Origin of the sequence: Novosphingobium chloroacetimidivorans (assembly GCF_014204535.1) — a bacterium.
GTDB lineage: Bacteria > Pseudomonadota > Alphaproteobacteria > Sphingomonadales > Sphingomonadaceae > Novosphingobium > Novosphingobium chloroacetimidivorans.
Genome location: NZ_JACHLR010000020.1, coordinates 26,666 through 52,484 on the forward strand (window position 1 = coordinate 26,666; position 25,819 = coordinate 52,484).

The following is a 25,819-nucleotide window of genomic DNA, read 5'->3' on the forward strand; positions in this document are numbered from 1 at the left end:
GCCCTACACGTAGCGCGGTATCGGTCCGAGCTGGCGCGTCTGGTCGGGGAGGTCGACGACGACCTCGTCGACGTAGCACCATCCCCAGCCTTCCGGAGGGTCGTAGCCTTCGATCATAGGATGGGCGGTGGCGCGGAAATGCGCCGTCGCGTGACGATGGGGAGAGTCGTCGCAGCAACCGACATGACCGCACGTCCGGCACAACCGGAGGTGCACCCATGGACTGCCCAACGCCAGGCACTCCTCACATCCCCTGGCGCTCGGCGTGACTTGCCTGATCGTCGATGTATGGCTGCAATCGGTCATGCTTGCACTTCCGGTGGCGGTTTCAAGCCGAGCAGGACAGTGGGGATCAGCTCCGAAACCGTCGGGTGGATGGGGACCGCCCAGCGCAGCGTCTCGATCGGCTGGTCAGCGTTCATCATGTCGAGGATGCCATGGATCGCCTCGTCGCCGCTTGTGCCCAGGATCGCCGCACCGAGGATGCGCTGCGTTTCGGCGTCGGCGACGATCTTCATGAAGCCCTTGGTCTCGCCTTTCTCCACCGCGCGGCCGACGCGAGTCATCGGCCGCTTGGAGACTAGGAGCGACCGACCGCTCTTGCGCGCCTCGCTCTCGCTCAGGCCCACCCGGCCGAGCGGCGGATCGGTGTAGAGCGCGTAGCCCACCATCCTCTGGCTCACTCTGCGATCCTCGCCATCGAGCAGGTTCGCAGCGACGATCTCAAAGTCGTTATACGCCGTGTGCGTGAAGGCGCCGCGGCCATTGCAGTCGCCCAGTGCCCAGATGCCGGGAACATTGGTCTGCAGCTTGTCGTCGACTTTATATAGCCGCGCGCATCGGTCGCGATCGCGGCGACTTCCAACCCGAGGTCATCGGTGTTCAGCTGGCGTCCGACCGCGAGGAGCACGTGGCTGCCCGTTAGCGTCGGCTCGCCCGAGCTGCAGTCGACCGAGACCTCCAGGCCCTGCGGATCGCGCGAAAAGCCGATGCAGTTGGCGCCGGTGCGCACGAAGGCTTCTGCCAGGCCGTTCAATTGCGGAGAGCTGACCGGCGTGGTGCGGGGCACGAGGCCGATGTCGTGGGCGAAGCGGCGAGTGTCTTTAGCGACATAAGGGCTGCCGTTGTCGCTGAGCCACTCGATAGGTGAGGCCAAGCGGTTCAGCGTGCCAAAGCCATTCTCGACAGTCGCGACCATCAGATCACGGATGTCCTCTGCGGTGATACCGCCGGTGGTAGCAACGTGCCCCATGGCTTTACGATCACAGCAGTCGAGTGCGAAGGCGACGCGCACCTTCTCGCCATTGTCGCAGGCGATCTCCAGCGCGTCAGAGCACCAGCGGGTGTTGCGCCGATCGACGGCAACGCGGCCATCATGGCGCCGCTCCTCCCGGCTGCCGCTGTGGCGTTGAAGCAGCAGCCCGTGCACCTTCATGACCCGGTAAACCCGCTCGGGATTGGGCGCTGTGCGCCCGGTCCTGGCAGCCTGACGGCGCAGCAGGGCATGGACGCGGCGGTAGCCATAGGTGGGCAGGTCGGCGATCAGCGCCCGGGTCGCCGATCAGTTCGGTGTCCGGCAAAGGCGGTCGACCTCGCCGACGCGCAGGTGATCGGTTGTACATGGCCGACAGGTGTTGGCGGCTGATGCCCAACGCCTCGGCCACCGCGCTCACCGGTCGTCCCCTGGCAACGAGATCGAGCGCAAGAGAAGTTTTTTTGGGCCTGCGGCCCGGGACACGGCCTCACGCAGTATCTCGGCTTCCATGGTCTTCTTGCCGAGCAGGCGCTGCAGCTCGGCGACCTGGTTCTGCAGCGTCCGGTACTCGGAGGCGGGCACGACCTCCTCGCCGCACCGGCTGCGGTCAGCGCGCCCTGCGCCACCAGCCTGCGCCAGGTAAAGATCTGGCTGCCACTGATGCCATGCTGCCGAGCTACCAGCGACACGCTCACGCCCGGTAGGTACGTCTCCTCGACGATCCGGACCTTTTCCTCCGGGGTCCAGCGCCTCCGGCGCTGAACCCCGGAGAGGACCTCGCCGCCATTGTAGCGCCTAGTCGTATGCTCAGTCATATGCCTTACATGAGGGACCTTAGGTCAAGTGCTGATCATGATGCATCCTTTTCGAGTGCAATCCAGGATCTGAACCCGTCTTTGAATACCGGCCCGGATCCGAGCCTGTACCACCTTACATCCGGTCGCCGCTCTCAGCGGCTGCACCATAATCCCGCATCCGGCGGGCAAGGGTTCAGGAAAACGGGACCATTCTCAACGAGCGGCAATGAAAGCCAGAGGCATATTCGGGCCGTCTTACCCGGGTGCTAAGAGCAGTTACTGCTCCGCGAGGTTTAGCAGCATGGGTCAGGCGCGGCTTAGGACCGCCCCCTCGATTACCACACCGCGGGTGGCGTATTTCCACAAGGCAACAAGCAATTTGCGCGCTAGAGCAACTATGGCGACCTTCTTGCCCCGGCCATCGTTGCAGCGAACCCGTTCATGGAACCAGCGCGCTAGAGCTGTGTCCGGCTGATACCGCAGCCATAGCCAAGCTACCTGGATCATAGCTGTTCGCAGCCGTGGATTTCCAGCCTTTGACACGCCTTGCTCTCGATCGATGGTTCCGCTTTGCCATGGGCTGGCTGCCAGCCCGGCGTAGGCTGCGACCTGTCGCCGGTTTTCGAAGGATCGGAACAAGCCTTCACTCGTCAACACGTTGGCAAACTCGGGGCCGATCCCTCTCAGAGCGCCAAGCATGGTCTGCGGCGCTGTCTCACTCGCATCCGCGATCAGAGCATCGCGTTCACTTTCGACCGCCTCAATCTGATCGCTTATCAGGTCAAGGCGGTCCAGTTCCCGCACGAGTCTTGCCTTCAGATGAGGCGGCATGGGTTGCCCATCTTCGGTTCGGAGTTCTTCAAGCCTCTCTCGACAGTCTCGGCGCAGCGGCCGGTAGTCGCGAACGCCAATGCTGAAGAGCAACCCCTTGATCCGGTTGGTGTGGCAGGTCCGCTCATCAATCAGTGTCCTGCACTCTCTGCTGATGCGGCGTCGATCTTCATCTTCGACAGCAGGTACCCGCACCATCGAACAAACACGGGGTTCGCCTCGGACCCACGCCATCAATGTGCGGACTAGCGTCTCGCCATCGATCCGATCCGTCTTGGCCCGACGGCTCCGGCGTGGGACTGAGATGGACGCGGCGTCCACCACGTGACTTGTGATATTCTTCTCCGCCTCCAGCGCCCGATGGATCCAGAAGCCATCCAGTCCCGCCTCTTGCACGACGATCAGCGGATACAGTTTACCCTCGCGTGCGTGAGCCTTGTCCTGCAAACCTGAAAAGCAATGTAGTAGCGCGGGTAGATCGCCACCGGGTACCGAATGGCGCGTCATCTTCGCACTGCCTGGCGACAACGCCGTCACCAGCCAGCTCGACTTGCTCAACTCCAGCGAGATAAAAATGGCGCTGAGATCAACGCGGATTGCGGCAACTGCAGCGGGTTGATTGGATGTGCGATCCACCTTGTGTCTCCTGAGGGGCGTTTCAGCGACCCACTGTGTCACAGCGCAGCCGCTAATCATCCCTCATGGCATCTCACTCTTATCTAAGAGCGAGAATCTGTCAGGTCAGTTCGGGGGCCAACTCACCGCCCGTTTGTGGAGACAGGAACCACCAATCACAGCATGGGCATCATGGGTGACGCGCAGCTAAGAGTGTGCGGCACCAGTAGTGCCGACGATTAAAGATGCATTTGCACCTAAGCGGAGTCCGATACCGATCGTGCCGCCGTGTGGGACACCGCCATCGATCTGGGCGGATCCGCCCGCTCCGACGTTGACGCTGGAGGCGCCAGGAAAGAAGTTGGTGATCAGGCTAGTGTCCCGCGTTACTAGCCTGCCGCCCGTGTACAATGTGACCGTGTCAAAGGTTCTGGGCACTGAAGCTCCGGCGTAGGGATCATCAAGCTGCTTCACCTGTGCGCCGGGCAGCAGGACGATATCAAAGCCGGCGATCGGATCCGATGGATTTGAGCGGCTTGTATCGCATACCACAGCACCGCTCGTGTTCAAACAAGCTGCTAACGCGGCGTTGGCGTGAAAAAGCGCAATCACGCTTACGCAAGTCGTGCCAAGCCACTTCGCTACGCTTAGCGCGCATCTCACATCAACCATGTATTCCCCCCTGAGCCTCAGGCGCCCACCGTCTGCGCGGCTCTGCACGAGGACTGCGACAAACCGCAACGCATAACTAGCCGGGCTCTAAGTTTGGACGGGATGTTGGCCTTAAAACCACGGCGCCTGCACCGAGGCGCTTAGATTCTATCTCGCTCTCTTCATCTGCGATCCTGATCCGCAGCAACTCTGTTCCTGAGACGTCTTGTAAACAACGGCATGAAGCCGCAGTCCAGCTCGACTGCTGCGAGGTATCGCAGTACCTTGATACAGCACAGTGGAGGTTACATGCGCGAGCACATCATCCCCACCCCGTTACCTTCTGGGCAGGCGATAGGCCTACCGCGGCCATCTACGAAGGGGCGCGGGAAAGAGCACGAGAACGGCGGCTCATGAGGATCAGCGTGGGCCGGGGCAGGTGTGCCATGACGGTGCTGATCGCAGTGTCATCGTGGCGAAGATCTTCGCAGGCGGGAAAAAAGGTTCGAGGAACGGTGCCGACGCTTCTCGAGTTCGTTGACCTGCAGGCTCGTGGCCGGCGCAAGCTGGGCGAAGAGGAGCCCGCTTCCGGCGATCGGTTCCATCTCAACGTCTTCGGACGTAGCTTGCGCCAGGATCACCGCCTGCGCTGCCAGGTTCACCGGCGTCGAGACCTGCTGCCACGCAATCTGCTCTTCGTTGCCAACGGTCTGCGTCGGCAATGTCTGAAGCAGTGCGTGGCGAGCCGATGTCAGTGAAGGCAGAGCGCGCAGCAAGGACCGCAGGTGACGATCCAGGCCGCGCTCAAGGAGTTCGACGCTGCCCCGCTGCGTTCAGGCACCCGTGGCGTCGGAAGCGCCGCGCACTTAAGTCATCACCTTGGTGAGCAGTTTACGATCGATCACTCCGGCAGCGATGGCATCGGCGATCTTACCCTCCCTGATGTCAACGGCAGCGAGGACTAAAGAAAAGGTCAGCCAGGGAGATCTCCTGATGCTTCCGGTCATTCGGATCACGCCATCCCCTCCCCTTTTCTCACAGACCCTCAGACCTCCATCGGAATCGCTCCCCAGTCCTCATGCGAGTGCGGGCTGTGCCTCCCCACCTTGAAGCCCTGCTCGCGGTAGACCTCGACGGCTCGCCCCACCCTGACGTCGCCTTCGGAATCGTTATCCTGAGCGATCACGATAGTCCGGACGTGCTTGGGGGTGTCGATGAGGTGCAACCGCGCGTTTCGCAGCGCAGCCCAAGCCGGTACGCCCTTGACGCGGGTGTAGCAGGCAGCGTCCTCGAAGCTCTCGGCACCTGCGTAGAAGAAGCGACCGAAAGGTGAGATCGGCACGATAGTCTCAAAGCCGATGTCGGGCCCTTGGTTCGTGAAGTTCCTGACGCCCGCATAGAAGGCGAAGGTGTCTCCCAAATCGTACCGCATCCGAATATCGTGTCGCTATTCTCGCGCACGCGGCGCGTCGACTTGATCGCAGCCGATTGGGGTCACCTGAAGCACATAGATGCTCAAGCATTGCGTGCTGATCTCGATCGCCTGCTTGACCACGACGACGAAAACCGGGACGCGCATCTTCGAGCCGCACCACCGATCGCTTGCACAGAGCATAGGTCACCATGTATCCTCGATCGGCAAGCGGAGCTGGCTGGTCGAAGCACGATAGCGCGCGAGCGCTGTTAACATAACTCGATGTTTACTTCGTAAAATCGCACACCCTTAACACGACCTCGGCAAACAAGAGCTGCGTACGCGAAGGGCTTGAGGAGGCGGGTAAAATGCAGTTCTCTTACGAGCGAGCAGCGTTGGAGGATCGCTGCGCTCCACGCGTCTGCCTGTCTATTCTCGCAACTCTTAGCGCGGGAGGTGAGCAACTGCAGGTCTGGATCACGGACCTATCAATCGCGGGCTTCTCGGCAAAGACCCAGGCGCCTCTTTTGGTCGGGGAGCGATGCCGATTGAAGCTGCCTAGCATCATGCCACTGAGCGCGACTGTAACGAGGTCCGAGGATCTCGACATAGGCTGCTCCTTCACCCGACTGTTCGAGCCGAGGATCTTTGATCAGCTTCTTGCTGGGTGGAGAAACCATGATCCGCTCAGTTGCTGACCAGCTGCGGGCGCCCACACAGACGCAGGCGTCATTTAGGAAATCCGGCAAGTAGTCGGCTGCTGCCATCTACCTGGCCCTCATACGGCACTGGAGGCCCTGAGCCTGTGCGGGATTTCGTGGACCAGAACCACTTCACCTGCAGCGTGCTTCTGGCACATTGGTTAGCATTGGTTCTTCCGGGCCTGTCTCGGCGATATACGAAGTGAATGTGGTAGCTTCCGACATGGACGCCTCCTCCATGTGGTGGTTCAACACCTCCACTATGGCACTTCGATGCCGCCGGGTCAGCAACCCCGTCACTCACAGCCCGCTGCTGGTGCAACCAAAGGCCGCATGGCACATAATCGGCGCCTTTCCCCCCATATCGGACTTGCCGACGTGTTGCGAGCCGGGTGAATGACGGCACGGTTGGCCTCTTCAGCGGCTTACTTGCGCTCGCGCGATTCAAGCGCGCGGCTGCCACGGTCTGAGCCTTTTCAGGGTCCTGTCCGTTCAATGCGAGCAACATGCTAAAGCACTGGTCAAGATTGATCATGTGGTGTCGCATGGTCGAAAGCTTGGCATCGTGTTGCGCGTCCTTGGCGGCGATGTTGCCGAATGCGCTGCGGCTTGCCGGTCTGATCAATCTTAGCAAAGTCGTGATGCGGGCAAGCATGTTCTCGATGTCTGCTCCACGTTCGTAGCGCGCGATGACCTTTCATCGGTTTGCGCTATGACAGCCTGCCGTAAGGCCGGCGCGGCAGTGGCGAGTTCAGCGAACTTCGCGGCATTGCATAAAGCAATCTCGACCTTCCGCCACGCTACAAGCGCTGTGCCAGGTGGGCACCGCTGATCGACCTCGGCGCCTATCTCAGCCGCGAGATCCGGCCGCTCTTGCCAGTGGCTACTGACTCGGCGTTCAGGAACACGGTGTTGCTGATGTTGCCCGCAAGCACGCGGCATGCCAAACTGCAGTCATCGCATGCTCAACGACGATGCTGTCCCTCGGCGCAGCGTTCATACTCTTGAGATCTGCTCCTTCATCCGAGCCTGCGAAGATCGAAGGCTTGCGCTTTCTGCTCTCCGGAAGCGGGCTCTACAAGTTGAGCTAAGCCGAAATCGAGAACCTACTATGTTGTACGATGATAAGCTTTTCATTTACGCGTTTGTTTATGGAGATCTTTAGCCGGAGCCGCGAGACTTGTCGTAGATTGGCCAACTATGCGACGGCGTCGCTCAGCAGACGCGAACATGCTTGTTCATCTTTTCTCATAATGAGGCTTGCGAGTGGCAAACCATTGATACTCAAGGTGAGTGCAGCTGGTTGACGCTTGAGAACTCCACCAACGCTCTGCCCGCAACCCACGAACGATCGCCGATGAACGAGCTGGCTGCGACGCTCGGCGGTGTAGTCACGCGTAAGGTAAACAGAACCGTAGCAATCTGCACAGCGCAAAAAGGGATCAAGCAGCAGCACAGCATCCTCTACGCGCAGCGCATGCCAAGTACTCTCAAGGTTGATCTCAACTCGGGTCGTAGGCTTCTCAGAATGTGAGCCTACCGCGGATTGATTAACGAGGCCTTAGGCCTATGTTCGTCCGACCAAAGCCCTACACCTCCTGCCTTTGCAGACCATTTTCCACCATCTGCGCTATGACGATATGCGGGACTGCGTAGGCTAGCGCCCTTCAGCACCGCGCGGTCAATAACTATTCACCGGCGGTACCGAACGTGTATAGTTGCGGTGCGACCCGCACTAACCCTTGTCGAGCCCTAACAACCATGCGGTAACCTTCTGCTACATTAGACGTCGCCCCGTCCTTACCTGGATGTCCCAATCACATTGGTCGGCGAAGATAATGAGACAAGCTGTCCCGCAAGGTCCATGGCTCATGAGCAACAGTAGAAAGTCGTTCACCGCAGCTCGTGCACAAGACCTTGTCTCCGCCTCCAGTTTTCAGGTTGTGTACAGGTTTACCCTGCACGCTGACGGCATGACGTTATTGAACCGATCGAAATCACCCGCCGTCATGTGCCCTGAGTGCGGGCATCGTGCAACTGGCACTCTCACCGGCGTACTGGCTGCGCACTGGCGTGAGAACCACATAGACGTGATGCCGTGGCATCTGGCTTGGCCGTTGCTCCGGGACGGGATCTACGTGCCCCTTCATTTTGGCCGATTAAAGCGAAAAAAACGCCCGCTCACTATGCGGCGGCGGCATGCGGGACGTGAAGAGGCTGCGACCTAGAATTGTACTTACGGTCCGCACATGGAGAGATGGAGGAATAACAAAGGGTAGCGGTGGTAAGGGTGGCCCACCCGGTAGGCACCAAGCCAACCGCTACGTCACGCTGCTTCTGGCAGCGAGCCAACTGAGCCGGTCGCTTGAATAGATGAACAGGGCGGTGACCTCAAGCTACTCGGCTAACCCTCTCTCTTCGGGTTCGAGCGTCATACGCATCGCGCGCGAACACCCCGATTTCCCCAGCCTCGATCGGTAAGCCTTCGTTGCGCAGAGCAAGCTCCTGCTCCCAAAGACTTTGTGCGATGGTGTCGGGCAGATCACTGCTCGGCGATTGCTCGATGATCGTCGTGATGAGTGTTCGTAGCACTGATGCAGCTGTCGTACTCATTCTTACTTCCTCGATCATGGTCCTACGCCGCTGCTAGTACCCGTAGCAAGTTAACAGCGACTATCTGAGGAGGATGCTCCAGTCGCCAAAGGTCACGATCCCATACCGGCCGCGCACGCCGTACGCTGTACCCACCCCGCCTTCGCCTACACCCGACAGGCAAGAGCCCGGCGGCGTGTAGGCGACGCGTGCGTAAGTTTATTCCCCTTCATTGGAAACCAAACGAGGGCTTCGCGGTTGTGCCGGCATAACGCCCGTTTGAGTGATGGTTTGCCTTGCCGGCGCACAAGATGAACGTACGTTCCTGAAGCGCGGCTATATAACCTTACATGTTTTGATCTTGTGTGTCTCAAATACATCCTCGATTTTATCTTCTCGACAGTATTAACCCTGGTTCCGTTAACTACCTCTGACATAAACTCGTCAAGAATCTGAGCCCGTACACTTCTCAGGAGCCGTGGGAGCGGCGCTCCTCGGAGATCGAATATGTTGAACGTTGACAATCAGATCGTCCACGAAGTCATCGGTCCGCTTGGCGAAAGGTTGACGTTGGATAAGCTGCCCGACCCTGGCACGTCCCGCTGGGTCGCACGGCGCAAGGCCGAGGTGGTCGCTGCCGTTGAAGGTGGGTTGTTGAGCAAGCCGCAGGCGTGTGCCCGTTATGAGCTTTCGTTGGAAGAGCTCGTCTCATGGCAGCGCACGGTCGAACGTGACGGCATGTCTGGCCTATGCGCGTCCAAAGTCCAACAGAACCGTCAGCGGCATGAACGGCTGAATCGCCGTCAGACCGCCTGAGCTGAAGCGCGAAGGTTGCCGGCGCTGACGAGGCGATCTTGTTGTCCGTTCTGTGGCCTTGCGCACGAGCCCACGAGACGCTGCTCCATCGCGGCACTTGGTATTGCCAGGGCAAACGTATAAGCCGCGTTCGCCGCGAGATCTTCACTCGCTTGTTCCAACGCGCGTTAATCATGATCCATGCGGCCGCCCGGGCATTCCGACGGACAAGCTGCGCCAAATCTAATCGTTATGCTTGATCTAGGCAAAGCAGCATTAGTCGACGATGTCGTAACCGAGTTGCATAGTTCGGTTCGTCAGCCGGGTCTCGTGCATGAACTTCCAGATATTCTCGCTGGGTTGAGCTCCGGGTACCCCGGCCGCAGCGTCAATAGCTTGATATTGAGTGGCACGATCAACTGGGTTGATGCGTGCCAGCCAGCGTAATCAAGCAGCACGACGGCATGTACGCGGGTGGCAACATGAAGTTGAAAATTCTTGAGGTGCATGCTCGTTGTCTCACTATTGCAACGGAGCATAACAAGCTGGCCGCCTTGCCTTCGACGGAACAGATTTCGCCGAATAACTTTGTCGAGAATCGCCGCTGGTCCTCGGGAGCCGAGCGCCGGGTGCGACGCCTGGCCTTGCGCCAGATAAGCGTGGCCTGCTGGTCAACGTGGGCTTAGTCCTGCCACCACAGCTCTAGCGACGTTTCTCCTGGGTGTCTCCGCTTGATCTTTGCGAGGCAGGCAGCGAAGCTACCAAAGATTAGGGAATACCACCCTCTGTTGGCTAAGATCGCAGCCGGCGCCAAGAGCTTGCGGCAGACCGCCGTCCGCAGCTTGAGCGTGTGGCCTGTGACGGAGAACTCGAACTCGCCCCAAGTTTACTGCGCCAGATCAGCAAGCAATCAACGCACCACGCTGTTTGCTGCCGGAATCGCCGCAGCCTTGACTACTGCCGCAAGCTAGGCCGGTCGTTCAGGACGGAAGATAGACCTGACCAGTCAGCATGCAAGCGGTATCACCTTCGGGAGCAAGTTGAGCGAGTCCGCTGGACCGACAGCGCAAGCGACATGCTCAGTCCCGTTTGAAAATGTTCAGCGATGTACGATCCGGCGCATCATGAGGCTGCTGAGTGCCACATGGATCGTGGCCTCGAAGATGTCGAGGCGCTGCTCGTGATCACGAACGAGGCGCTTCCATCCGGTCATCCCCCCGAAGGTGCCCCCGACGAACCAGCGCCTTGGTACGACGTTGAATCCGGCGTTTTAGTCGGTGCGACGGACCATCTTCAGCACGAAGTCACGATACGCGGCAGCGTCCATGAGCCGGGTGCGACCGTAGGCCCCATCGGCGAACAGATGCTGAGCTACGGCCAAAGCTTCCGGACGGCCGCCACGATCACCTGCGCGCCGGCACTGTCGATGATGTCAGCTTTGGTGAGATCGAGCATCAGCAGCCTGCCATTGGTATGGACTGCCATGTGGCGCTTGCGGCCGACGACCTTCTTACGGGCATCGAGCCCGCGCATTTGCTGCCGCTGGCGCCCTGATCGACTGGCTATCGACAACGGCGGCAGCAGGGCTTTGCTCGCGCCCTTCACGCTCGCGATCGAGCATCAGCGTGACGTCGTGGATCGTGCGGAACAGCAACCGGTGCACAAAGCGGCGGAACCACCAATATACCGTCTGTTAGGGCGGAAAGTCGATCGGCAACATCCGCCAGCCACCGCCCGGCCGGGCAAGTTAGCACGCAATGCGTCAAGCACATCGCGAAGGTCTGTCTTCGGGTTGCGCCCGGGTTTCGGAACTGGTTGCAGGAACGGCTGTATGAACCGCCGCTCCTCATCCGTGAGATCGGTCGGATAGCGCTTCGTTCACTGCTCAGATCCAGCCATTCGGCATCGGCTCTCTTGCATCCACATCTCGAGCTTGCGCCACGCTCGAGCCGACGAATAAACCTATTCTCCAAGCGCTTTAGCGGCGTAGCCTTAGGTTTAACGCACCTGGTTCGGGCATACAGCCGCCCTACACCGCGATGTCGATACGCCCATCGAGTTTGCCGTTGACGTTAACAACACCATCGTCGAGGACTTTGACGGTGACGCTCTGGCCCCGGCAGCTTCAATCCAGCGCACAAATATCGTTCAGGAACTCGTTCGCCCCATAGTTGCGGCGAAATTTAGCCATTCCGTTAGCGGAACGGCTGGGCTGCTGGCTGGTTGACGTGATCACGTGTCCAGTCCGAAGGGCGACAGGTGCTGGGTAGACGGGGGCCGTCGAAGCGGGGGCCGGAGTGGGTGTGGGTGCAGGCACGCTGACGCCGCTCCCCGCGCTTCCGGGCACGGGTGAATTGCGGGTGAATTCACATTGCCCGATCCGCCGCCACCTTCGCAGGCGCTGAGCGATGCTGGAGCAAAAGCTGGCGATCGTTACGGCGTCAGATCGATGCGACAACATGGCTGCGCTTGCGCGGCGGCAGGATCCCGACGTCTCAGCTTTACCAGGCCGCACCCGGCGTCATGGTGATGTTTCGATTGAGCGATCCCGCACGCTAGCGCTTAGCGGTGTCTCCGATCGGTAAGTGGACCCGCCTCTAAATTGTTCAGCTTCCGGTACAAAGTCGAGCGGCCGATCCGTAGCCTGCGCGCAATCTCGGTCATGCGGCCGCTATACCGACCGATCGCCAATTGAATAACGTCGGCTTCGATCTGCTCAAGTGTTCGCAGATGACCGTCTGCTCCATAGATTTCGACACCAGCCTCATCAGGAACGCGGCGCGTTACGAGATCCCCGGGCGAGGTACGGATGGTCCATTCGTTCAAAGCCGGGAAATGGTCGGCAGTAAGTGCATCACCGTCGCACAGTGCTGAGGCTCGCAGCAGAACGGAACGCAGTTGGCGGATGTTTCCCGGCCAGTCATAGGAGCAAAGTCGATCATACGCTCCATCATTGATGGTCACCTCGCGTGTACGTGAGCGTTGTTGGAAGATGCTCAAGAAGAAACGGGAGAGCGCTGGGATGTCACCAACGCGTTCGCGAAGAGGGGGCATTTCAAGGCGTGTGGCACCTAGAGCTTTCGAGAGGTCGGCGCAAAAGCTATTCGCTTGGAATATCTCGTTCAGTGGCTGGTTGCTAGTTGCCAAGATACGCACGTTTAGATCGAAGCTGTGACTCGCGCCGAGCGGCCGTAACCGCCCGTCGCTGAGCGCCGCGGCTAGTCGCTGTTGCACGCTCGCAGGCATGCGATTGACTTCCTGCAGCACCAACGTTCCACCGTAACAATGCTGCAGCGCGCCGACGTGCTTGGCGAACGCACCTGGGAATGCTCCCTTCTCGTGACCGAACAGGGCAGAGGTAAGGGCGCTCTCGCTGTAGCTGCGCATGTTCACGATCTTCAGTGGACTGTCCGCTCGCGATGAGGCAGCATGGAGCGCCCGCAGCAGCGTGGTTCGACCCGCTCCCCCTTCACCTTCGACCAGTACGTGCCCTGACGCTCGCGCCGTCAGAGCAGCGCGCGCGACTGCCGCCCGGAACTTGATATCCGCGCCAACCATGTCTTCGAAACCGAGCGGAAGATCAAAGCAATGCGAGAGAGGCCGTAGCTCGCCGCGTAAACTACCGTGCGAGTTTGCCATCCGCAGCGCGCCTAGAAGGCGGTCCGGAGAGAAAGGTCTTACGAGGTAGTCGGTAGCTCCCAACCGCATCGCTTCTATTGCGTGTAAGATGTCAGAACTTGAAGATAAGACAAGAACGGGGAGGTCCCGAAAATGCCGTCGTAGTTCAGCAATCGCTTCGGGCCCGGCTTTGCCCACTGGCCAGCCATCAATAACGGCGATGAGGTTATCGGCAGCTCGCAGACCATCAAGGATGGTCGACGCCTGTTGCGGTGTTGGGGAGCAAACTGTTCGCCACCCGTGTCTGCATACCGACGAGGCAACTAGTCGCGCTTGGCCTGCATCGCTCCCGACCAATACAAGCAAGCCTTCATTAGTGGCTAAGTCGACCATCGATAACGGCTACCCAGATTTCGCACTTGGCTTTCGCGTTGCGTGCATCGCGTGACCGACTCAGCATCGGCTTAAAAGGTTAACGACAGCCCTACGCCGCCTGACAAAAGCAACCTCGCCACCGCCGGTGATCTGATCCCGAGAGCTTGGATCATCTTGACTTCTAGTGTTTTGCCGTGCTCTCTTCGCCTAGCCGGAGCGATGGACCATGAAGGCATTCTGATTAGCGGATGCGCAGAAGGCGTTTATTCTGAGCAGGAAGCGGTTCGAATCCGTTAGCGTCCGCGCTCGCGGCGTAATTTCCTGGTGTAGATAACGGTGTATGCCGGGGCGGCCGCCAGGCTCATCGGTTAAGTTGGAAGTATCGAGCTTCACCAGCACCCGAGGATTCTTTCCCCGATGACCGACGACAGACTACCGCTTGCCGAGCTGATGGCGAAGACCGGAGATTGCGATTTCCTGCGCAGCGTTGCCGAAAGCGTGCTGCAGATCATCATGAAGGCCGATGTTGATGGCCTCATTGGTGCCGGCCGCCACGAGAGATCCGGCGAGCGCAGCACTTGGCGCAACGGCTACCGCGACCGCAGCCTGGATACGCGGCTCGGCACGCTCAACCTGAAGATACCCAAGCTGCGCACCGGCGCCTACTTTCCCGGGTTCCTGGAACCGAGGAAGACGATCGAAAAAGCGCTGGTCAGCGTCATCCAGGAGGCATGGATCGCCGGCGTCAGCACCCGCGTGTCGACGATCTGGTGCAGGCCACGGGAATGAGCGGCATCTCGACGTCGAGCGTATCCAAGTTGTGCGAGGACATAAACGAGCGCGTGAACGCCTTCCTGAAGCGACCGCTTGCCGGCGATTGGCCGTACTTCTGGCTCGACGCCACCTACCTCAAGGTGCGCGAGGGCGGACGCATCGTCAGCGTTGCCGCCATGATCGCCGTGGCCGTGACCACCGAGGGCAAGCGCGAGATCGTCAGCCTGCACATCGGCCCTAGCGAGGCCGAGCCGTTCTGGACCACCTTCCTCAAGGATCTCGTCTGGCGCGGCCTGAAGGGCGGGAGGCGCGTCATCTCCGATGCCCAGGAAGGCCTCAAGACCGCCATCACCCGCGTCGCCGGTGCTACCTGGCAGCGCTGCCGCGTCCACTTCATGCGCAACGCGTTGGCGTACGTCCCCAAGGGCCAGAACACCCGGTCGCCGCGGCAATCCGGCAGGTCTTCCGGCAACCCGATCACGCCGCCGCCAACCAGACCTGGCGCCATGTCGCCGACCAACTGCGCGCCGGCTGGCCGAAACTCGGCACCTGCATGGACAACGCCGAGCACGACGTCCTTACCTACATGACCTTCCCCGACCAGCATGTGGTCAAGCTCCATTCGACCAACCCGCTCGAGCGGCTCAACAAGGAGGTGAAGCGCCGCGCCGACGTCGTCGGCATCTTCCCCAACGAAGACAGCATCATTCGGCTCATCGGCGCCGTGCTCCTTGAGCAGAACGACGAGTACCAGCTCCAGAAACGATACATGCAGATCGAGGGCATGGCCGCTCTCGCCACACCACAGATCGAGGAGAACCAAACCCTACGGATTACACCCAAGGCTGCCTGATCGATGCAGGCCTAGGGCCAGGACTTAAATTACACCAAGTTGACGGGCACGACCTGAGGGTCCGGTTGCGACCTGCCCCAAGGCCGGAACTGCCCGGCGGCTTTGCGTTCAACACCAAACAATCGAAGCTACGCGGGACATCCAAGACGGTACAGCACCGCACGGTGAACGACCGTTCATCGGCGGTGCAGTTCCGCTTATAGCTACGGTGAGGTTCGAAGAATTTGTAAGAGTCTTCTCAACTTTGCCTTCGTGATCATCATACCCGGATTGCCGCCGTCCTTCTTGACACGTTCGTCACTCCGCAATCACGAAGGGGCAAGTTGCCTCTCATGATAGTAGGACGTGGCCATGCCCGCTGAACTGACATGACCAAGTCAGCGGGGCGCGCTATCTAGACAACTGCTAGCAAACAGGACCATCCGCTGGGCTGGTCCATCCTCATTATCGACATACAGCCATAATCAGCATCGACGCTTTTTCAAGGCAACAGTCTGCGCTGGGTGACGGTCCCACGCAGCTCTGGATTTCTACGTGGGAGAGGTCCGATCGGCGCGGCTCGCTCGTAACTCCCATGTATGCTGTGCCATGTGCAGCTCTTCAGCGGTAGCTTGTTTGTGTCCACCTCTCGAGAGCCTATGCAACGAGTAAATTGCGCCCAAGCCAGTTTCTCCTCGGGCCGCACGTGTGGCAGCGATTTCCGGATAAAAATTCGGGTATCGCAGCCGCCCGTGTGACGCCATTGCTGCAACCATGAAGCAGGGTCATTTCACCATCAAGCCTAGTGCTCACAAGCTTGCGCGGAGGGCTTTCAGCGCGAACAATGCTGGCCTCATCCTGTTGTACGCAGTCGGCTTTGCGGTAGCGAACTGGGCGGCGCGGCCGTGGGCAGGCGCGGGCTTTTTCTCGCTGTGGTACCCACCAGCAGGGCTGCGCTTCGCGGTGCTTTGGAGCCGAGGCGCGAGACTCACGCCGTGGCTGGTGCTGATTGAAATCATTGCCGACATCGTAGTTGGCACAATCTCGCTGACTCACGGCTCAGCCCTTCAGGAGATCACCGGCGCGGCGCGGCCAGGTCTGAGCTACGGAACCGCCATGGGGCTGGTGCGCCATCTCTCGCGCGGTCGATCAGGCACGCTTGGCCTGCCACCCATGATCTTCGGCATGGTCGCTATCGCTGCGCCAGCGCTGAATGCCATTCTGGTCATTCCCTTCGAAGCATGGCTACCTGCCGAGTCAGATCGCTATCGCAGCGGTGTCGACGCGGCAATTTCGCTTACTGGCTTAGCTGTCGGCGATCTTCTAGGCATTCTTGTTTTGGCTCCGCCTCTGCTTTGGCTAAGTACCATCGCACGGCTAAAACATCCGTTGCCCTGGCGATGGCCAAGCCTTCGGCCCGTGCTGGAGGACGGCCTTGTGATGAGCGGCTGTTTAGGGCTCACCATCGCCTTGTGGCGCGCTGGGTTGGGCGCGCAAACGACTCCCAGCTTGCTGGCTGGCGCTTGGATCGGCTTGCGTCATGGCCGGACTGCTGCCTGGTTCGCGATCCTGTCACAAACGCTGGTCTTCCTGCCTTACTCCGCCGGCGCTCTCGACGATCCGTTACGGCTGGAACTGCATCTGGGCATCGCCTCCTCCGTCCTAGTTACATGGCTTGCTGGCAGCTTTTCTGATGCTCAGCAGAAGGCGCAGGCCGCGCTCGATCGGCGCAACCGCATGCTTTACCAGGCTCAACGGCTCAAGACTTTGCGCGCGATGTCCGTGGCAGTGATCCACGAGATCAGCCAACCGCTCAGTACGCTTGCAATAGAAGCCGCGCACTTGCGATCAGCGACCCTGGGTCTGGGACACGATATCGCCGAAAGTGCTGCACTCGTAAATCGCAAGGCTGTCGCGCTCTCGGACATGGTTCGCCGCCTTCGTCGCTTTGGGGGGCGCGAAGTGGATGAGCCGTCCGCGTTGCCCGTCGCCATGCTGATCCAAAGCGCTTGCCAGATCGTCAGCTTCGAAGTGCGCGATCAAAGCAAAAATCTGCACTGCGGGCCGATCTCACCCGATTTGGTCGTGCATGCACAGGAGATCGAATTGACTCAAGCACTCGTCAACTTGCTGCGCAATGCGCTTGCGGCCGGTCAAGGGCAAGTTGTTAGCCTGCTCGCGTGCGCTCATGGCGAAGCTGTAAGGATCATCGTGAACAATCCAACGAGTCTGGTGACAGCGACGCGCGAGGGTACTGGGATGGGCATCGGCCTGGCAATTGCACGCACCATCGTGGAGGCACACGGAGGTCAGCTCCTGCGCGAGGACAAATCAAATAGCGTCCGCTTCGTGATTTCCTTACCGCTTTTCAAGGGACCTGCGAGGCTTGAAGGAGGAGCAAGATGATTGATCCAGTGCCAGCTCGCGCCTCGTCGGTGGCAGTACTCGACGACGATGCTGATCTTGCCGCGACTGTCTCCCGGCTACTGGCACGCCATGAGATTACGGCATTGCCATTCACCGACCCACATGACCTGCTCAACGCCTGGCCCACTCGTCACTTCGCATGTGTGGTCAGCGACATTCAGATGGGCGACATGGACGGGTTTGCCTTCGCCGATGCTTTGCGTAAGCACGACCCGGCGGTGGCAATGGTGTTCATGACTGCTTGGCCTACCACCACGCATGCCGTCGATGCCGTGCGGCGCCATGGGGGGTTAGACTACCTTGAGAAGCCGATTGATGAGGCTCGGCTGATCGCCGCTGTGGGTGACGGTGTCGCCTGGTCAGCGCGGCAGCGCCGGATTGCGGCGCTCACCGCCGCTTTCACTAAGCGTGAGCGGGAGGTCTTCGACCTGCTGGTGCGCGGTCATTCCAACAAAGAAATTGCCCAGCGGCTTGGCATTTCCGCTCGAACGGTCGAAGACCATCGCGCTGCAATTACCGCGAAGACGCGCACGAACGGTCTTGCCCAGCTGATCGCGCTTAGCCGCGGCGATGTGCTCCGACCTTTGCCTGCCAACCCCGGAAATTTCCCGGATAGTTTGTGGGAGCCGGCTAAGTGATAGGATCCGCAAGTTCCGGGGCGAACACATCTTTCACGAGGCGACCCGAGGCCTCTTCGCTGAGCGAAGAGGCTTCAACTTGACCGGCGGGAACTGCAAAGCTCCCGCCGGCTCTCTTAGCGCGGAGCGATCGCAGTGCTAGCCAGATCGGAGGTTTCTGTCAGCTAAGACACGAGCTCAGACCAGATGACGCGAACCACCTGTTGAACGGCGATCATAATGCAGCGCCGCCACCACCCTAGGGCTTGTTCTCTGGAGAACCCAGAAGCCGCCATTCAGGTCGGCCACTGCGCTGCCCAACTCCGGTCCGTCGTTCGCGCTAAACGCGCAACGCTGGCAGCAATCCTTTCAGTCGGCCTGTGTTGGACGCAGCGGCCGTTCTCGCCGTCTTCAGACGCGGCTGTTGGTGCTCCCGGCGAGTTTTCATCGTCTGCGATAAGATTTGCGGCTACGGTCAGCCGCATGGGTACTGTGCACAATTTCAAGCGTTCGCCGGCGAACGACGGACAGTTCAGGGGCTATCAGCCAAAATCAGCCAGCGGGGCTTCCCATGCTGCGGCAGCCAAGTCGCGACTGCGGCCATGGCAGCGAAGTCTGCTCGCCTGGTCGTCACTTGCGATGTTCGCTACGGGAGTATGGGCCGCTGGAAAGCTCCTTGGTGCCTGATGCGGCCAGCACGGCAAATCTGAGCCGTTACATGATGCTACGGCCTGCCGGCCGTTGCGACCGACACGGGAGGCTTAGAACTCCGGTGGAAGGTCGGCTTCGAAGATAGGCACCAGCACCAGCATCGCTGCTGTCATGCAGACCCGATCCCGCACGGTGGAAATGCTCAGCGGCCTGCGTTTGCCGTTGGTTTTCGGTATATGTGCCCGTCTGATCGGTTCCGGTCGGTACGGCTTCCCTCTGAGCGCAAGCGCCAGTTCCGCTAGCCATTGCTCGACGTTGTACGCCTCGATGTCCGCAAAAAATTCTGACCATCCACACCCGGTGCCCCGCTGGCGGAGCGGCACTTGGCGTTAGCATGAGCCAGAATGTCATTGCGGCTGATCTTGTCGTACTGTGCATAGAATCAGTAACCAGCTTTCGCCTTCGCTTTCGCGTGTAAAGCCATCTGCGGTTTTTGGACGCTCCTCGGAATTGAGAGGTTTCCCAATCTCCTGTCCCTTCCCGCTTGCTGCGTTCGCCTTGAACTAAGACGCCTCCCCTCCACCGCCATCACTCGGCTTCACCGGTACTACTACGGGCGCCTCGGCCACCCCACCGCGCCCGTTCCTCCCTCGCGGGTGTCCGGTTTTCATCCCTGAGCACGTCACCGGACTTCCTGTGTTGTGTGCGCTTTCCTTGTGTACATGCTGCCGCCATTACATTGGTGAAGCAGACGGGCTTCAAACGTCGCTCAAACTCACCCATCCATATCAGCCTTCCCCGAGATGGGTGTCGCGCCGGCCTACACATCATCGTTTTCGAGGATTGCTCAGCGTTCACTCACGTTGCGGCCCGCACACTCACCTACGTGACCGTCATCAAAGGCTTCAGATATCTCGTCACCTCCATGCCTGCCCCGGTTGCTTCCGGCGGGAGAGGCATTCGTCGGGTGAGACTTGCACCCACTAGAAAGCGCCGCCTTTGCACGGCCTACCCCACTTACACCCATTCGGAACCCGCCCGTCGCTTTCCAACGTTTACCGCTCGTCCATGGCATTATGACGCAGCAGTCGGAAAGCAGAGGGAGCCATCTGCTCAGTTTAATAGTGGTATTGCAAGTCCGCAGCCCTTGGAACAACATCGGTCGTGAGAATGGCTGAGCGCAACGAAGGAGCGCAGAATGCAACGAGCGCTTAGCAAGATGATCGCCGCGGCGTTGGGCGTAACACCTGTAGCGGCCGCACAAGCGTCACCCTCCCGGACCCCAGCTCCGATTTTGATCGTGCAAGCGCAGGTGGACGCCTTCAACAAGGGCGACTTGGACGCGTTCGCTTCTTTTTATGCTGAGGATGTAGAACTCTTCGATCTTGGACCTGAAGCCAAGCCGAACCTCTCTGGTCGAGCGGCCCTAATTGAGCGCTACAAGCCGATCCTGACGAAATACCATCCGAAAGCGACGATCCTCTCGCGCATGGAAGCAGACGGCTTCGTTATCGACAAGGAACGGACTGAGGCCAGCGGTAAATCAAGCGAGGGCGTTGCCATCTATCAGGTCGAGTTCGGCAAAATAAGGAGGATTTGGTTCACTCCCTGATCACGAAGCCCACCGGTGATCCTCTCGACTTCGTCTGCCTTCAAGGCGCAATCGCCGGCCCTACCGGGGCGCTACGATCCAGTTGTCGCCATTCAGACCGCCCTGACCTGCCACGGGTAATTTCCTCCATTTAAGATTAGAGTCTGGCCTTCACGAGGACGGACGAGATGAAGCGCAAGAGGTTTACGGAAGAGCAGATCATCGGGGTGCTGAAGGAAGCGGAGGCGGGTGCGAAGACCGCCGACCTGGCCCGGCGGCACGGCATATCCGAAGCGACGATCTACAACTGGAAGGCCAAGTACGGCGGCATGGAAGTGTCGGAGGCGAAGCGGCTGCGTTCGCTTGAGGACGAGAACGCCAAGCTGAAGCGACTGCTGGCGGATACGATGCTGGACAACGCCGCGCTGAAGGATCTTCTATCAAAAAATTGGTAACGCCCGCTGCCAGGCGCAGAGCAGTCGTTCATCTCGGGGATCATCACGGGATGAGCGAGCGGCGGGCGTGCCGTGTCATCGATGCTGACCGCACGAGCGTGCGCTACCAGTCCCGGCGACCGCCCGAGACGGAGTTGCGCGCCCGCTTGCGCGAACTTGCCAACGAGCGCCGCCGGTTCGGCTACCGTCGGCTGCACATCCTGCTGCGGCGAGAAGGAGAACCTTCGGGCATCAACCGCGTCTATCGGCTCTATCGGGAAGAAGGTCTTGGTGTTCGCAAGCGTCGGGCACGGCGCAGGGCGGTCGGCACACGGGCTCCGATCCTGGTCGAGGCTCGGCCCAATGCCCGTTGGAGCCTGGACTTCGTCCATGACCAGTTCGCCTGCGGCCGGCGGTTCCGTGTGCTCAACATCGTCGATGACGTGACCAGGGAATGCCTGGCCGCGATTCCTGACACGTCGATCTCGGGACGCCGAGTGGCGCGCGAACTGACTGATATCATCGCATGGCGCGGCAAGCCGGGGTTGATCGTCAGCGACAACGGGACCGAGTTCACCGCCAATGCGATCCTGGCCTGGTGCAAGGATCACGAGATCGAGTGGCACTACATCGCGCCCGGCAAGCCGATGCAGAACGGCTACGTGGAATCCTTCAACGGGCGGATGCGGGACGAGCTGTTGAACGAGACGTTGTTCCACGGCCTTGACCATGCCCGTGCCGTGATCCGGGAGTGGGCGGAGGATTACAACACCTGCCGCCCTCACTCCTCGATCGGATACCAGACCCCGGCCAGCTACGCGGAAATGATTTTTGCAATGGGGTCAGGCATGCCTGACCCCATTGCAAACAAAGCGCCGAAAAGCATAACCACAACCGCCGCGGCTCTAATCAGAGCTGGATGAAAGTCCCGTGGCAGGTCAGCCCTCCTCCTCGCTTACAAGTCTTGCCATACTTCCATTTGGACAACTGACCGCTTCGGATGAGCCAAGTTCGCTCCTGCGGGCACTCAGACGGCGGAACAGTTGCACCCTCCCTATGAACAGCTTCAGCAGTCTCAGACCGCCCTGCGGCAACCCGGGCGGTTGGACGCTGGCTCAGCGCGTATCCAGATGGAACGCAGTTTTACTTGTCTACGCTGAAACGCGTAGCTTGACCTTGGCTGCGCTGCCGATAGCAAAGAGCTGGGTAATGAGGGGGGAACATCGTGATTCGCATATTCTTTTCTGCTTTGGCAGCTGCAGCTGCATGCTTTGCTGTCTCTTTATTCGCCGCCGCGCCGGTGCCTGAAGGTGCGGTGGTCAACCAAGATTTCGGGGTTCCAGTATTCCCGTACGACGTCACCGACCGGCCTTATACAGTGCTGGGCGAAGTCAAGGCCGGTGTGCGCAAGGCCACGATCTTCAGCAAGGCGCCCGACCAGGGCAAGGTCTACCGTGAGCTATGGGAGCGTGCCCACAAGCTCGGTGCCGATGCCGTTGTCAAAGCGCAGTACGGAGATCCGCATGTCACTGCGTTCAGCTGGGGCTCGGTTGGCGCCACTGGGCTTGCCGTGAAGTTCACCGGGCCGGCGGCTGCAACAACGGCCACGGTTGCTTCGCCGAGCACGCCAGCCGCACCGGTGTCAGCCGCACCAGTTGAAGCTACATCGTCACCTGCGCAGTGAGCCTGGCAATCGCTATGCTTGCTGCCGCAAGCTCGGTTGCGCTGGCAGGTGGCAATTCCGCAGCCGAGCCTTCGGAAACTGCCCCCACCATTGCCGCGCAGTTGGCTGCACCTGTACCGGCACAGCAGCTACTACCGGTCGGAACTCCGGTCCGGCTCATGGTCTTGCGTGAGATCACCAGTAGGAATGCGCATCCCGGTGATCGCTTCGAGCTGCGGGTCGACGAACCCATTTTCATCAACGGGCAAGTTGCGGTCCCTGTTGGTACCCGCGCATGGGGTGAGGTTATCTCGGTCAAGGCGAACGGAGCTGTCGGCAACGCTGGGCGCCTCGCCGCTCGCCCTATGTACCTCGACCTTCCTCAAGGGCGGGTTGCACTTAGAGGTTCGCTCTCCGAGCATGGTCAGGGTTATGGACCCGGCGTGGCGATGGCCGTGGTGGGCTTCGGCATCTTCGGCCTGCTCACAGCAGGAGACAGCGCGCGTTTGAAGGGTGGCCAGTCTTTCACAGCATATGTCGATGCCGCGCCGGGCACCTGAGAGTGCCGACACGGCGGAGGCTCGCCAGTGACGGCTGCGTCGCTACCCATCTTCGGCCCGAGAGCGAAGCTAAATACCGCTTCTAAGCTCAGAGAGGGCACTCGAGCCGTGGACACGATCATTCCAGCAAGCGTCTCAGTGCACGTTAGATCGAGATTTTTACCGGCGAGTACATCAATTGCATGATGCGGTGTCCGCGAGCTTGCAGCAGGGCGGAACTGCGACCCGAAGGCCGGCTATGCCGACCTTTTCAACTGGGCCTGAGGTTTCGGCCTCAGGCCTCTTTGCTTCACTGGACGCGAACGCCTTCAGCCCTGATCATGACACCGGGATCGCGGGACTAAACTGCCAGCCATGAACCAGGAGAACGTCAGCAGGCTGGTAGATCGGATCTATGATTCGGTGGTAGCTCCCGAAGAGCACAATCGTGTCTTACACGAGGTTCTGGAGGCCACCCGGTCACACTTCATGCTGGTGACCGGCTTCCGCCCTGGCGAACAAGCCCCAATCGCTCCAAACTTCATCGGCGAATTGAGCAGCCGTCGGCTTGACGGCATAGCTGATTACGAGGCCGGAGCAGCAGCAGACGATCTTACCGTCGCTTTCGTGAACGCGAACCCGAGGGGCGGCCTGTTCGAGACAGATGTCTTCCTGGATTGTGAAGCGCACGCTGCACACCCGTACATCAAGTGGAACCGGCACTACGTGGGCAACGCCCACTGGCTAGCGCAATTCCATGCAAAAGACGGAGCGGTCTTCGGTGCGTCACTTCATCCCTCGTCGCGAGAGGAACCGCATGCTGCATGCGACCGGCGCGTTTTCAACACATTGTTCGAGCACATGTCACGAGCGTGGACGCTGGCGACACGCCCGGCTGACCTATCCAGCCACAGGGAGGCCGTCGCTGTCGTGAACTGTGCTGGCCACGCCGTGGCGATGTCGCCCGCAGCAGAAGCGCTTGTGGATGCAGAAGATGGAGTGGTGATCCACCACGGCGAACTGCTTCCGAGTGACCGCCGGATGTGGACGCGCTGGCGAGATGCAATACGATGCGTCGGGTTCGAGCGTTGGCGAGATGATGAGGCGATGCTGCTGCCCCGTCGAAGTGGAGCTAGGTCGCACCTAGTGTCGATCGGCGCTACGCCTCTTCAACCTGGCTTCGGTGGATATGCGCGGGACGTCTTGATCCGGATCGTCAACCGTGACGCGGTGCCAAACGATTTAACGGTCAGGTCGATGCGTCTTTGGAAGCTAACTCCGGCCGAGGCCCGGCTGCTGCAGGTACTCGTGCAGAACGACTTCGCTTTACGAGATGCAGCCGAGCGGTTCGGCGTCACCTACGCCACGGTACGTACGCAGCTTGCGAGCGTGTTCGCCAAGACAGAAACGGGCGGCCAACCCGAGCTCATGCGCCTTGTGACGCGTCTCTCGGGTTAGCCGTCCGACTCGGATTAGAAGCGGAAACGCACGCCAGCGGTGAAAGCGTTCGTGCGGATCTTGCCGACGCGTACGCCAGCGTCCTCGAAGTCCTCGTCGACGATCGCGGCACCCTTCGCCTGACGGTGGCGATAGTCGAGGGTGATTGCAGCGGATGGCGAGACGTTGAACGCAACGCCAGCGCCCAGCTGCCATGCGAAGCGTGCCTTGCCCTCACCATCGAGCTCAAAGCCGGCAACACCTAGGCCGCCGCCAACATATGGCGTCACCGCGGAACCGGTCGGGATGTCGACCCAGACATTGCCCAGGGCACTGAGCTGACGGAGCTTGCTGCCGTCGAACTGGAACGTGTTGCCAGAGCCGGCGCAGGTATCAACCTCCAGGTAGTCGCAGACGTCTGCGCGATCTGCGGCGGTGAGGGTGGCCGGCGTGCCGTTGATGCCCTCTACCTTGAGAGCCTTGATCTTGTTACGCGAGTAGGCAACTTCGATGTCGGCACGGATCAGACCGAAGTCATAGCCGATCGCGCCCGACACGTTGAAGGCGCTTTTCAGATCAGCCTCGAACTCAGCTGTGTCCTGCACTCCGGTGCCCCCGAATGCGCCGCCCTCGTCGAAGTAGTCGACGTCAACATCGTTGACCTTGGCAACACCGGCGTGAAGCGAGACATAGACACCCTGCTTATTCTGGTCCGCAGTCTGCGCGAACGCTGCTTGTGCAGAAGACATGGCGACAAGCGCGCCGGCGATCATCACAAATTTCGAAGTCATACTTCCCCTGTAGGCTGCTGCTTGTCGGGTGCTCCCGTGCAAGCGGGCCGAGCATGGCAGGTTCTGCGAAGAGGCCGCATCAGCCAGTTGATGTATGAAGCCGCATCTAACGACGTAAGTGGCTCAAGCGTCACACTGAAGTGGTGCTCTCGTGGATGTCGGAGATGACCAACCCTAGAGCGCTTTCACCATGACCGTTGATAGCCTGGGGCATGGAAGAAGTTGGCGCATTCGTTGGGCAGGAAGCGATCGAGTAGGCTGCCGTTACGTTCGACGAGGCCGTCGACAGTTCGCGCGGGCTCCTGCCGTAGGAGCGCCTTGAGTTTGGAGAAGGCCATCTCGATCGGGTTCATGTCTGGGCTGTAGAGCCTGCCCCGGCGAAGGCCGGGGGCGGCAGGTAGAAGATCTGGCCACGGCGG

At 60.1% G+C, this 25,819-nt stretch carries 20 protein-coding genes and 4 pseudogenes; 12 read left to right on the plus strand and 12 right to left on the minus strand.

Annotation, left to right across the window (positions count from 1 at the left end; genetic code table 11):
* Positions 1-3: 3 nt before the first annotated feature.
* The 5 genes and pseudogenes from HNO88_RS18105 to HNO88_RS18130 all read right to left on the minus strand — a co-directional run bounded on the left by HNO88_RS18105 (position 4) and on the right by HNO88_RS18130 (position 4,871).
* On the minus strand, positions 4-306 hold the full coding sequence (locus tag HNO88_RS18105; RefSeq protein ID WP_184248970.1) for a UBP-type zinc finger domain-containing protein: 303 nt from the start codon (positions 304-306) through the stop codon (positions 4-6).
* Positions 303-683 (minus strand): oxidoreductase dimerization domain-containing protein, encoded by a 381-nt coding sequence (locus HNO88_RS22390; protein ID WP_312857114.1) that lies wholly within the window; start codon positions 681-683, stop codon positions 303-305. Before HNO88_RS22390 ends, HNO88_RS18105 begins: the two co-directional genes overlap by 4 nt.
* Positions 684-1,003: 320 nt before the next feature.
* Positions 1,004-2,070 (minus strand): annotated as a pseudogene (locus HNO88_RS22395) (IS3 family transposase); the annotation flags it as partial.
* A gap of 288 nt (positions 2,071-2,358) precedes the next feature.
* Positions 2,359-3,519, minus strand: coding sequence for an IS110 family RNA-guided transposase (locus HNO88_RS18125; RefSeq protein ID WP_312857115.1), 1,161 nt, complete (start codon positions 3,517-3,519; stop codon positions 2,359-2,361).
* A gap of 1,097 nt (positions 3,520-4,616) precedes the next feature.
* Positions 4,617-4,871, minus strand: coding sequence for a hypothetical protein (locus tag HNO88_RS18130; protein ID WP_221420090.1), 255 nt, complete (start codon positions 4,869-4,871; stop codon positions 4,617-4,619).
* A 63-nt stretch (positions 4,872-4,934) separates the two neighbouring features.
* On the opposite strand from HNO88_RS18130, the gene HNO88_RS18135 reads away from it, so the two are divergent.
* On the plus strand, positions 4,935-5,114 hold the full coding sequence (locus tag HNO88_RS18135) for a hypothetical protein (protein WP_184248980.1): 180 nt from the start codon (positions 4,935-4,937) through the stop codon (positions 5,112-5,114).
* 80 nt (positions 5,115-5,194) lie between these two features.
* Here the strand turns inward: HNO88_RS18135 and HNO88_RS18140 are convergent, their stop codons facing one another.
* Positions 5,195-5,581, minus strand: coding sequence for a toprim domain-containing protein (locus tag HNO88_RS18140; RefSeq protein WP_184248983.1), 387 nt, complete (start codon positions 5,579-5,581; stop codon positions 5,195-5,197).
* Between the two features lie 350 nt (positions 5,582-5,931).
* Between HNO88_RS18140 and HNO88_RS18145 the strand changes: the two genes are divergently transcribed.
* Entirely contained in the window at positions 5,932-6,261 is a 330-nt protein-coding gene (locus tag HNO88_RS18145; protein WP_184248986.1) for a PilZ domain-containing protein, read from the plus strand.
* Positions 6,262-7,462: 1,201 nt separating this feature from the next.
* On the opposite strand, the gene HNO88_RS23235 is transcribed toward HNO88_RS18145, so the two are convergent.
* Positions 7,463-7,720 (minus strand): hypothetical protein, encoded by a 258-nt coding sequence (locus HNO88_RS23235; RefSeq protein WP_512698571.1) that lies wholly within the window; start codon positions 7,718-7,720, stop codon positions 7,463-7,465.
* 935 nt (positions 7,721-8,655) lie between these two features.
* Positions 8,656-8,895, minus strand: coding sequence for a hypothetical protein (locus tag HNO88_RS18155; RefSeq protein ID WP_184248992.1), 240 nt, complete (start codon positions 8,893-8,895; stop codon positions 8,656-8,658).
* A 468-nt stretch (positions 8,896-9,363) separates the two neighbouring features.
* Between HNO88_RS18155 and sciP the strand changes: the two genes are divergently transcribed.
* Complete coding sequence (sciP, locus tag HNO88_RS18160) at positions 9,364-9,672, plus strand: CtrA inhibitor SciP (protein WP_184248994.1); 309 nt, start codon at positions 9,364-9,366, stop codon at positions 9,670-9,672.
* A gap of 410 nt (positions 9,673-10,082) precedes the next feature.
* Positions 10,083-10,337, plus strand: coding sequence for a hypothetical protein (locus HNO88_RS18165; protein ID WP_184248996.1), 255 nt, complete (start codon positions 10,083-10,085; stop codon positions 10,335-10,337).
* 413 nt (positions 10,338-10,750) lie between these two features.
* On the opposite strand, the pseudogene HNO88_RS18170 reads toward HNO88_RS18165, so the two are convergent.
* Both HNO88_RS18170 and HNO88_RS18175 read right to left on the minus strand, forming a co-directional pair.
* Positions 10,751-11,577: pseudogene (locus HNO88_RS18170) on the minus strand (IS5 family transposase).
* A gap of 636 nt (positions 11,578-12,213) precedes the next feature.
* Complete coding sequence (locus HNO88_RS18175; RefSeq protein WP_184248998.1) at positions 12,214-13,662, minus strand: sigma-54-dependent transcriptional regulator; 1,449 nt, start codon at positions 13,660-13,662, stop codon at positions 12,214-12,216.
* Positions 13,663-14,061: 399 nt separating this feature from the next.
* On the opposite strand from HNO88_RS18175, the pseudogene HNO88_RS18180 reads away from it, so the two are divergent.
* The 8 genes and pseudogenes from HNO88_RS18180 to HNO88_RS18215 all read left to right on the plus strand — a co-directional run bounded on the left by HNO88_RS18180 (position 14,062) and on the right by HNO88_RS18215 (position 24,630).
* Positions 14,062-15,271, plus strand: a pseudogene (locus HNO88_RS18180) (IS256 family transposase).
* Positions 15,272-16,024: 753 nt separating this feature from the next.
* Complete coding sequence (locus HNO88_RS18185; RefSeq protein ID WP_184249001.1) at positions 16,025-17,656, plus strand: sensor histidine kinase; 1,632 nt, start codon at positions 16,025-16,027, stop codon at positions 17,654-17,656.
* Complete coding sequence (locus HNO88_RS18190; protein ID WP_184249004.1) at positions 17,653-18,315, plus strand: response regulator transcription factor; 663 nt, start codon at positions 17,653-17,655, stop codon at positions 18,313-18,315. Before HNO88_RS18185 ends, HNO88_RS18190 begins: the two co-directional genes overlap by 4 nt.
* Before the next feature lie 1,828 nt (positions 18,316-20,143).
* A complete protein-coding gene (locus tag HNO88_RS18195) occupies positions 20,144-20,557 on the plus strand; it encodes a nuclear transport factor 2 family protein (RefSeq protein ID WP_184249007.1) in 414 nt (137 codons plus the stop codon).
* Positions 20,558-20,724: 167 nt separating this feature from the next.
* A protein-coding gene (locus tag HNO88_RS18200; RefSeq protein WP_184249010.1) for an IS3 family transposase occupies positions 20,725-21,893 on the plus strand; the annotation gives its coding sequence in 2 pieces (ribosomal slippage) (positions 20,725-20,977 and positions 20,977-21,893; 1,170 coding nt in all).
* Between the two features lie 302 nt (positions 21,894-22,195).
* A complete protein-coding gene (locus HNO88_RS22400) occupies positions 22,196-22,654 on the plus strand; it encodes a hypothetical protein (RefSeq protein ID WP_312857116.1) in 459 nt (152 codons plus the stop codon).
* A 14-nt stretch (positions 22,655-22,668) separates the two neighbouring features.
* Entirely contained in the window at positions 22,669-23,193 is a 525-nt protein-coding gene (locus HNO88_RS18210; protein ID WP_184249013.1) for a hypothetical protein, read from the plus strand.
* Positions 23,194-23,547: 354 nt separating this feature from the next.
* Positions 23,548-24,630, plus strand: coding sequence for a helix-turn-helix transcriptional regulator (locus HNO88_RS18215; RefSeq protein ID WP_184249016.1), 1,083 nt, complete (start codon positions 23,548-23,550; stop codon positions 24,628-24,630).
* A 14-nt stretch (positions 24,631-24,644) separates the two neighbouring features.
* On the opposite strand, the gene HNO88_RS18220 is transcribed toward HNO88_RS18215, so the two are convergent.
* The gene (locus tag HNO88_RS18220) at positions 24,645-25,400 is read right to left on the minus strand and encodes an outer membrane protein (protein ID WP_184249019.1); all 756 of its coding nucleotides are present in this window, start codon (positions 25,398-25,400) and stop codon (positions 24,645-24,647) included.
* Between the two features lie 185 nt (positions 25,401-25,585).
* Positions 25,586-25,819, minus strand: a pseudogene (locus HNO88_RS18225) (hypothetical protein); the annotation flags it as partial.